The sequence below is a fragment of the Gloeomargarita sp. SKYB120 genome, assembly GCA_025062155.1.
Lineage (GTDB): Bacteria > Cyanobacteriota > Cyanobacteriia > Gloeomargaritales > Gloeomargaritaceae > Gloeomargarita.
This window is the reverse complement of sequence record JANXAM010000052.1, coordinates 1-8,433: the sequence shown is the minus strand read 5'-3', so window position 1 is coordinate 8,433 and position 8,433 is coordinate 1. Positions and strand designations below refer to the sequence as shown.

Annotated in this window: 8 protein-coding genes; 5 read left to right on the top strand and 3 right to left on the bottom strand. The window is 56.6% G+C overall.

Annotated elements, in window-relative coordinates; genetic code table 11:
• The 3 genes from NZ705_12030 to NZ705_12020 form a co-directional block, all read left to right on the top strand.
• A partial coding sequence (locus NZ705_12030; protein MCS7293671.1) for a hypothetical protein occupies positions 1 to 1,058 on the top strand: 1,058 nt, incomplete at its 5' end.
• A gap of 936 nt (positions 1,059 to 1,994) precedes the next feature.
• On the top strand, positions 1,995 to 2,219 hold the full coding sequence (locus NZ705_12025) for a S8 family serine peptidase (protein ID MCS7293670.1): 225 nt from the start codon (positions 1,995 to 1,997) through the stop codon (positions 2,217 to 2,219).
• 163 nt (positions 2,220 to 2,382) lie between these two features.
• On the top strand, positions 2,383 to 2,814 hold the full coding sequence (locus NZ705_12020) for a protease complex subunit PrcB family protein (protein ID MCS7293669.1): 432 nt from the start codon (positions 2,383 to 2,385) through the stop codon (positions 2,812 to 2,814).
• 3 nt (positions 2,815 to 2,817) lie between these two features.
• On the opposite strand, the gene NZ705_12015 is transcribed toward NZ705_12020, so the two are convergent.
• The 3 genes from NZ705_12015 to NZ705_12005 are packed head-to-tail and all read right to left on the bottom strand — an operon-like array spanning position 2,818 to position 6,924.
• Positions 2,818 to 4,134 carry a DUF3084 domain-containing protein gene (locus NZ705_12015; protein ID MCS7293668.1) on the bottom strand — a complete coding sequence of 439 codons (1,317 nt, stop codon included), beginning with the start codon at positions 4,132 to 4,134 and terminating at the stop codon, positions 2,818 to 2,820.
• Positions 4,135 to 4,137: 3 nt separating this feature from the next.
• On the bottom strand, positions 4,138 to 6,174 hold the full coding sequence (ligA, locus tag NZ705_12010; protein MCS7293667.1) for an NAD-dependent DNA ligase LigA: 2,037 nt from the start codon (positions 6,172 to 6,174) through the stop codon (positions 4,138 to 4,140).
• A gap of 36 nt (positions 6,175 to 6,210) precedes the next feature.
• The gene (locus tag NZ705_12005) at positions 6,211 to 6,924 is read right to left on the bottom strand and encodes an MnmC family methyltransferase (GenBank protein ID MCS7293666.1); all 714 of its coding nucleotides are present in this window, start codon (positions 6,922 to 6,924) and stop codon (positions 6,211 to 6,213) included.
• 40 nt (positions 6,925 to 6,964) lie between these two features.
• Here NZ705_12005 and prfA point away from each other — a divergent pair, with 40 nt between their 5' ends.
• Both prfA and NZ705_11995 read left to right on the top strand, forming a co-directional pair.
• Positions 6,965 to 8,071, top strand: a complete 1,107-nt coding sequence (prfA, locus tag NZ705_12000; protein ID MCS7293665.1) for a peptide chain release factor 1 — start codon at positions 6,965 to 6,967, stop codon at positions 8,069 to 8,071.
• An 11-nt stretch (positions 8,072 to 8,082) separates the two neighbouring features.
• Positions 8,083 to 8,349, top strand: a complete 267-nt coding sequence (locus NZ705_11995) for a hypothetical protein (GenBank protein MCS7293664.1) — start codon at positions 8,083 to 8,085, stop codon at positions 8,347 to 8,349.
• The last annotated feature ends 84 nt before the right edge of the window (positions 8,350 to 8,433 follow it).

Sequence of the window (8,433 nt, the reverse complement as noted above, 5' to 3'; positions counted from 1 at the left end):
TTTTGCGCCAGGCGGACGACCTCGACCAGGCCCGGCAAGCCTTGATGCACCAGCTCGCTTTAACCGCTAACCAGGCCGAGACCGTGTTATCCACCCCCCTGAAACGGTTGACTCGTTTGGAAGCCGACGCCCTTGCCGCGCAACTCCAGCAACTGCAACAACAGCAACAGCGCCTGGCTCACTTGCAACAGGACCGCAACGAGCGCCTGAGGGAACTGAAGAAACAACTGCGGCAATTGCAGAAGCAGTTTGGGAGCCAGCCCCGGCGCACCCGTATTGCTCCAAGGCCGTCCTCACCCCAACAACCCCTCACCGTCCAACTCAGCGCCAGCGGCTTTTGGCGACGAGTCTCTGTGGCTGGGTCCCGACAATTGTCATTGCAACTCGCAGCCCTTCCCGAAGACCCTCTGATCTGGCAGGGGATATTGCAGCCGGAGCAGCGACTGTTGATGTTTGGGCGCCGGGGGGGTGTGCAGGTGTTGACCCTTCAGGATTTTGCCAGCGCTGACCCTGGACGCGATTGGCTTACAGATGGATTGGACTGGGATGCCGGGTTATTGCCAGTCTTGATTTCCCCAGAAGCAGAAGCCCTGTGGTTCATCAGTCAGGGGGGATGCAGCACGGTCATGACGACTCGTGATGTGTGGCAAGGGGAATGGGGATTTCCAGCAGACGACGCCGTGCTGGCGGTGGGGATATGGCAGCCAGAGCAAACGGTCTGGTTACTGAGCAATCGGGGACGGGTGTGGCAATGCACCATTCCCCAGCGCAGTTACAGCAAATCCCTAGTCAAACTGGCCGAGACCGAAGTCCTCGTGGGCGCAGTGCCAGTTTGTGAATCAACCTCAGTTCAGGCCATCACCGCAACGGGAAAAATCCAATCCCTCTCGTCAACTATGGCCCTATCGGATGCCGAAACATGGGTGGGATTAGTAAACGGCGCTGGCCCAATCTATGGCTACACCAACCGGCAGCGTTGGGTTCAGGTGGGAGACGTTCTGGAAACAGGTGAAATGCTTGTGCAAGTCGTACCGTGTATTACGTCCTGTATTTGCTAGTGCAGTTGCAGTTGAGGATATGGTAGCGTGGAAGTGACTGAGAAACTTTTTGGCAAAGCAGATGCCGAGACCTACTGTCATTCGAGTACAAAGCTATGAAGACTATTAAAGATGCCTTTGAAATCGCTGGATCATTTACAGAAAGGGTGGAAACATTTCGCAACAACCGTATAGAAAAAATCATTTCTGGTGAAACTTAGTTGCCACTTACTGCAGGTGCAAAGGTTGTTCTCCACTTCGTAAGTCAAAATGTTATCTCCAATCACCTTATCCATGTTGGGGTGGCTGAAGCACAATTTTTAGGCCAATTAACGAAGACGTAACAGGTAGAATTCAATTCAATTTTGATGGCTGCCTGAAATACGCGTCAGATGTATTAGATAGGAACAAATACAAAGCTTACACACAGGTTTTTCGCAGATGAGCTACTGAGAGTTTTCTTGTTTATCCTGGAGGAATAGAGATTCGAGACTTGGAAAGCAAAATTATTTTTGGAATTATCAGTTTTCTGCATGGCTTTCAGATTCTTGGCATAAACCCAGAAGTGTTGAACGCCAGTTTAAGGGACTAGGAAAAAGGAAAAGAATGTTGTATATTCTTCCCCTAAGACGATAGAAAAAAACAGCTTACCATGGCATCTTTTGCAAGTCTTGTCAAGTCCCTGCTCAAGCAACTCAGCCCTTGTGACTACCCGGTGCTCAACTCCCAACTCTTTTTCAAAATCTGGCTGACTTAGATCTTCGACCAACGCTTAACCAGCACGAGAGCCTTGTTTTACCGCCTGAATCACTCAGGGATTACCGTGAATATCTCCACCTTAGCAAACAGAACGCGTGGAACTCATCCACGTACGGCGCTGGCTTGACGGTGATGGCTCCTTCGGAGGTGATTGCTACCGGGGCCTGGCAGAGCAACGGTGTCATCCGGTTCGGCTAGATTTACCTCAACGGCACCTCGGCGGCAACGCCGCACGTCACAGGTGTGGCTTCCCTGCTGTGGAGTGTCAATCCCTGGCTGACGGCCACCCAAGTGCGCAGTATCCTGTCCCAAACTGCCTATGACCAGGGCGCGCCGGGCTACGACCCCTTCTACGGGCACGGGGTGATCAACGCGGAGGCCGCTGTCCGACGGGCCATGGCTCTGGCGCGGGGCGCTGCTTAAGGAACTCAGAGGACAGGGAACGGTCAACAGCAACAGCGAACGACTTTTCTCTATCCCACGAGGTGCGCCAATGCAACCCATTCACCCACCCCTGCGAAAAGTTTTGACCTGGGTCGTTTGCCTACTCAGTGGCTGCCTAGCGTTTCACTCGCCAGCACTAACCATGACAACGCCCATTCCGTTTCAAGTGCTCGATTTGGGGCCAACGCCGCTGGAGCGTCAGTTCGTGCCTAGACCCCAGGTGCTGGTCTTTACCGATAGCAGGTCTTGGCAGCGGTTTTGGCAACGCAGCCGGGTCTTCGACCTGAACCTGCAACGGCCTGCGGCCCCCCCTATCAATTTTCGCCGACAAGCGGTTGTGGGGTTCACCATTGGTTCTCGACCTACGGGCGGTTACGGGTTGCGCATTGACCGCCTGGAGTCGGTGACCGATAACCAGGGCACCTACTGGCGACTGCACTACACCGAGTCGGTGCCTGGCCCGAATTGTCTGGTGACCCAGGCGCTGACCACACCCACTGTATTTATCGCTGTGCCGCCGCCGGTACCCCAAATTCAATTGCAAGGACGCACGGTTGTTGTGCCGTGCCAGTAGGGGTCAACTCGAGCGCAGGATAATTTGCCCGTTTTGAACCGCCACCAGTTGGATGTCCAGGGGACCAGCGGTGTAGATGGGGCGGCGCGTCACCGATTGCACGTACACCACACCCTTGAGATTTTGCAACTGCTCCACGAACTGCACCAGCGCCACCTGGCTGAAGGAACCCACTTTGTTGGTGAGCGGGTCAGCCAAGATACCGCTTTGTCGGGCGCGGACGTTTGACGCGAGAAACAAGCGGTCCAACTGGTTAAAAATCGCCACCTCGTCGCTGTTGTCCAGGTCAATGGGAATCTGGGCCACCACCGCTCCGGCAGGAAAGATCAACCGGTTGGGGGTAACATCGGTAAACACCTCCACTTCCGGTTCGCCGCTGGAGTAATTGGCCGCTGCTAACACTCGCACCACGTAATCCCGCCCTGTGCTTAGGGTATTGACCAAATTATTGAACTCTGCGCTACTGATGCGAATGCGTGGGGCATAGGGATTGCCTGCTTGCGGGGAATGGAGACAGGTTTCGAGTGGTCCCTGGCGACGACTCAGGCAGCCCGCCACCCGACTCGCTTCCTGCAGGGTTTGTTGCACGGCTTGCCGCGCCAAATCCCTATCGTTAATCGCCCGCACGGTGGCAGTTGCCAAGACTTGCTCCCGCCGGATGACCACATTCCCTTGGCGCAGTTGCCCGATTTCCTGCTCCAACCGGCCACGCACTTGTTCCAGTTGAGCAATCTGGGCTTGCAATTGCTGGCCCTGGCGGCGCAGGCGTTCCGCTTGAGCCCTGGCCTGAGCGACTTGGGTTTGGGCTTGTTGCAGTTGCGCCTGTAGCTGGGCGCGGTCTTTTTTCAACTCTGCAATTTGCGCTTCCAAGGCGCGGGATTCCTGTTCAGCGCTCGCAAGTTTGGCCAAGGCCTGTTGATAGTTGCGGTTGACTTCGACGAGTTTAGCTTCGATGGCTTTGACATTCCGGTCGGCAGCTTGGAGTTCCGCTTGGGTGCGAGCCAGTTGTTGCCGCGCCGCTTCCAGTTCCGCTTGGGCTTCGTCTTTTTGTTTGCGCACCCGTTTCAAGTCCGCTTGGATTTGATCGAGCCGAAACAAGCCATCCCGCAATTGCTGGTCCGCTGCTAGCAGAATCCCCAGCGTCGTGGCCGAAATGACCCCCCCAGTGGCGATGGTGACGAGTACGGCTGTCGTGCGGGGCCGCAACTTGAACAGGCTTAACCGCGCCTTTCCCACCCGCGTGCCGATCCGGTCTCCCAGCGCTGCAATCAGCCCGCCCAAGACCAGAATCACGAGAATTAGGGTGTAACCGGCGACCACAACTTACCCCTCGCCAACCAGCGCCAGCAAGTCGGTTTCGCTGAGTAACGGAATGCCCAACTCCCTCGCTTTTTCCAGCTTAGCACCTGCATCCTCGCCCACGACGACGTAATCGGTACGACTGGATACACTACTGGCGACTTTGCCCCCTGCCCGTTCGATGAGCGCCTTGGCCTGGTGGCGGGTCAAATGGGGCAGTTTGCCTGTCAAAACCAACACTTTGCCAGCTAGGGGGCCGCCGGTCTGGGAAGTCGCCGGTGTGTAGTGCAACTGCAAACCCGCCTGGCGCAATTGCTCTAGCAGGGCTTGGTGGTCGGGGTCGTGAAACCAATCATGCACCGCCTGGGCAATTTCCGGACCAATGCCATTGATGGCGCACAGTTCCGCGACCGTCGCCTGCTGCAGGGCTTCAGCGCTAGGGAAATGCGATGCCAATAACTCCGCCGTGCCCACCCCCACATGGCGAATCCCCAACCCATACAACACGCGCGGCCACGGTTGCCTGCGGGACTGGTCAATCGCAGCCACCAGATTACGGGCCGATTTTTCCCCCCAGCCCGCGAGCGACTGCAACTGTTCAACGGTCAAGCGATACAAATCCGCTACCGTTTGCACCCAGCCTTGGGCGACCAGTTGTTGCGCGACTTTTTCCCCTAGCCCGCGAATGTCCAAAGCATCCCGGCTGGCCCAGTGCTGGACCTGCTCGCGAATGATGCCAGGGCAGTGGGGATTGACGCAGCGGGTGGCGGCTTCATCGGGCGCTTGCACCACGGGTTCGCCGCATTCAGGGCAATGGGTGGGAAACCGGTACGGTTCGGCGTCGGGGGGGCGTAATGCTGTCAAAACCTCCACCACTTCTGGGATAATGTCTCCCGCCTTGCGCACCACCACCCGGTCGCCGATGTGAATATCCAACTCCTGGATCCGCTGGGCATTGTGCAGGGTCGCGCGGGTGACCTGGGTGCCAGCCAAGCGCACGGGCGTCAGTTCCGCCACTGGCGTTAGGGTGCCTGTCCGTCCCACCTGCACCGTCACCCCGGTGAGCGTCGCTACCGCCGTCTCTGCGGGAAATTTCCAGGCAATGGCCCAGCGGGGCGATTTTTGGGTGTACCCGAGCTGGGCTTGCATCGCCAGGTGATTGATTTTGACCACCACCCCATCGGTGCCATAGGGCAATTGTGAACGTTGCTCCACCCAGGTTTGGTAATACGCCTGTACAGCCGCCAGGTCCCGACACACCTGGAAGTGGGGATTGATGCGAAACCCCCAGGCGGCCAGTTGTAATAGGACGTCTTTTTGCGTAGGCAGGTCCACCCCTTGACCGACCCCATAGGCAAAGAAATCCAAGCGCCGTTGCGCTACGATGCGGGGGTCGAGTTGACGCAAGGTGCCGGCAGCGGCGTTACGGGGATTGGCAAACGTCTGTTCGCCCTGGGCCTGGCGCTGGCGATTGAGTTCCTCAAAGATGGGCAGGGGTAAAAAGGCTTCGCCGCGAATTTCCACCCCTTCCGGCGGGTCGTTGGTCTGCAAGCGCAAGGGGATGGTGCGAATGGTGCGGACATTGGCCGTAATATCTTCGCCGGTGACCCCATCGCCGCGGGTTGCGCCCCACACCAGCAGGCCCCGTTCGTAGTAGAGATTCAAAGCCAGCCCGTCAATTTTCAATTCACACACGTAGAGATCGTCCGGCAGGTCATCGGGCCAGAGTTTGCGCCAGCGTTCCTCCCACGCCTGCATATCGGCTAGCTCAAAGGCATTGTCCAGGCTGTACAGGGGGGTGGGATGGGTCACGCTGGGGAATCCCTGGCTGGGCTGGTCGCCAACGCGCTGGGTGGGACTATCAGGGGTAATCCATTCGGGGTGTTGTGCTTCCAGTGCCAGCAATTCCCGGTAAAGCTGGTCATAGACCTCATCGGGCATGATGGGGTTGTCCAGAACGTAGTAGGCATGGGCGGCTTTTTGCAGCAATTCCCGCAGTTGTTGCATCCGTTGTTGCACCGCCTCTGGTGTCAGGAGTAATTCCCCTTGCTGTTCGGCCATCGCCTTCCCCCCAGCCGCGTTTGTTTTGGTTGTATTTTAGCCTTGCAACTCCCAGCCTCTGGTTGCCCAGGTGGATGCTTTTTTGCCCGCAAATCCCGCTCGCTGGTGCAGGGTAAAACCACAAGCGGTCAAGGCTCGTTTCAGGCTACCGGTGCTGGCGTAGGTTACAAACAAACAGGGCGATGCTGCATAGTGCTGAATCAATGCCGCCAAAAAGGTTTCTTGCCATAAATCCGGCGATGTTTTGGCGCTGTAGGCATCGTACAAAATCCCGTGAATTTGCCCTTGCCACTGGGGGAGCCTATCCAATTGACCATGCAGTTCTAAAAATTGTTGTAACCACGCCGGCGCATGGCGCATTTGTTGGGGATAGTCTTGCTGAAATTTTTGATCCCGTAGCTGGTAAATGGCGTCGAGTTCAGTGGGCTGGCCCTGGCACCATTGTTGAAAGTTGGTTCGCCAGTGTTCGTCGGCTTCAAAGCTAAGAATCCGACAGGTATCAGCGCGGGAGATTTTTAACCACTCGCAGGCAATGAGGATTTCGATATAGCCCAATCCCAACCCCACCACTAAAAAGCGGGGATGCGTACATCTGGCTAACACTGCCCGGATCGCCTCGCCGTAGATGTATTGGGTTTCCTGGTAGGCCCCGCCCCGGTGATGCATCCATTCCCGCTGGGGATGGGTTAAATCCTGAATGGTGGGACTACCATCGGCGGTCATCACGACGGCGAAGCGCTCCCCATCCATTGCGTTAAAATAATTGGGCGTTCATCGGTAGTTCCATCCTATGGCGGAAGCGTACCTGCTGGAAAAACTCAAGGCGATTGAAAGCACCTACCAGGACCTCGACCGGCAATTGGCTGACCCGGCAGTGGTGAGCGACCCCCAGGAATTGCAACGCATCAGCAAGGCGCGGGCGACGATGGAACCCATTGTCAGCACCTTTAACGCCTGGAAAGCCACCCAGCGGGAACTCCTGGACGCGCAGCAACTTTATCGCGAATCGGCCCGCGACCCGGAATTTCAAGCCATCGCCCAGCAGGAAGTGGAAGCCCTCAGCCAGCGCCTGGCCCAACTGGAACAGGAATTGAAAATTTTGCTGCTTCCCCAAGACCCCAACGACGAAAAAAACATCATGCTGGAAATTCGCGCCGGCGCTGGTGGGGACGAAGCAGGCATTTGGGCGGGCGATTTGATGCGCATGTACACCCGGTATGCCGAGCGCCAGGGATGGCGAGTGCGACTAGTGAGCGAATCGCCGGCGGAAGCAGGGGGCTTCAAGGAAGTGGTGCTGGAAATTGAAGGTGACCGCGTGTATAGCAAGTTGAAATTTGAAGCTGGCACCCATCGCGTCCAACGGGTTCCTGTGACCGAAGCGGCAGGGCGCGTCCACACGTCAACGGCGACTGTCGCCGTCATGCCGGAAGTGGACGAAGTGACGGTGGAAATCAACCCTAACGACATTGAGATTGTCACGGCGCGTTCCGGTGGCGCTGGTGGCCAAAACGTCAACAAGGTGGAAACGGCGGTGCATTTATTCCACAAACCTACCGGGATTCATATTCATTGCCAAGAAGAACGCAGCCAGCACAAGAACAAGGAGCGGGCGTTACAACTGCTGCGTGCTAAGCTTTACGACATGCAATTGAAAGCCCAGCAGGAATCCGTAAGTTCTTTACGGCGTTCGCAGGTGGGGACTGGCGCGCGCTCAGAAAAAATTCGCACCTATAACTACAAAGACAACCGCGTGACCGACCACCGGTTGAACCAAAACTTTGACCTTAGCAGCGTTCTTGAAGGCGAACTGGACCCAATTATCGAAGCCTGCATCGTGAAAGACCAACAGGAGCGGTTGGCGGCGCTGGCGGCTGAAAGCACCAACGGTTCAGGATAGGTGCCAGGTCCATGCCACCCGAATTATCACCCCAAGACTTTCAGACCCAAGTCCTCACCCGGCTCGACCGAATCGAAGCACGGCTCGACCAGTTAGAAACAGATATCAGGGCGACCGTGCAACGAGTGGATAAATGGGAAGAGCGATTTCTCCAACTGTCCCGAGACAACCTCGCAATTAGTCGAACGGTTATCATTGCCGCAGCCGCAGCCGTTATTTTCGCACCGTTGATTAAAGAAATTGCCCCTGCTGTCGCTGCTTTGATCAAACCGCAATGAATCAATTAATTGCCCAGTGAATTGTCAGGTGTTGTTGCTGTATCGCTGTCGGCCCGCACTTCCTGCACGGCATTCACGTCAAAC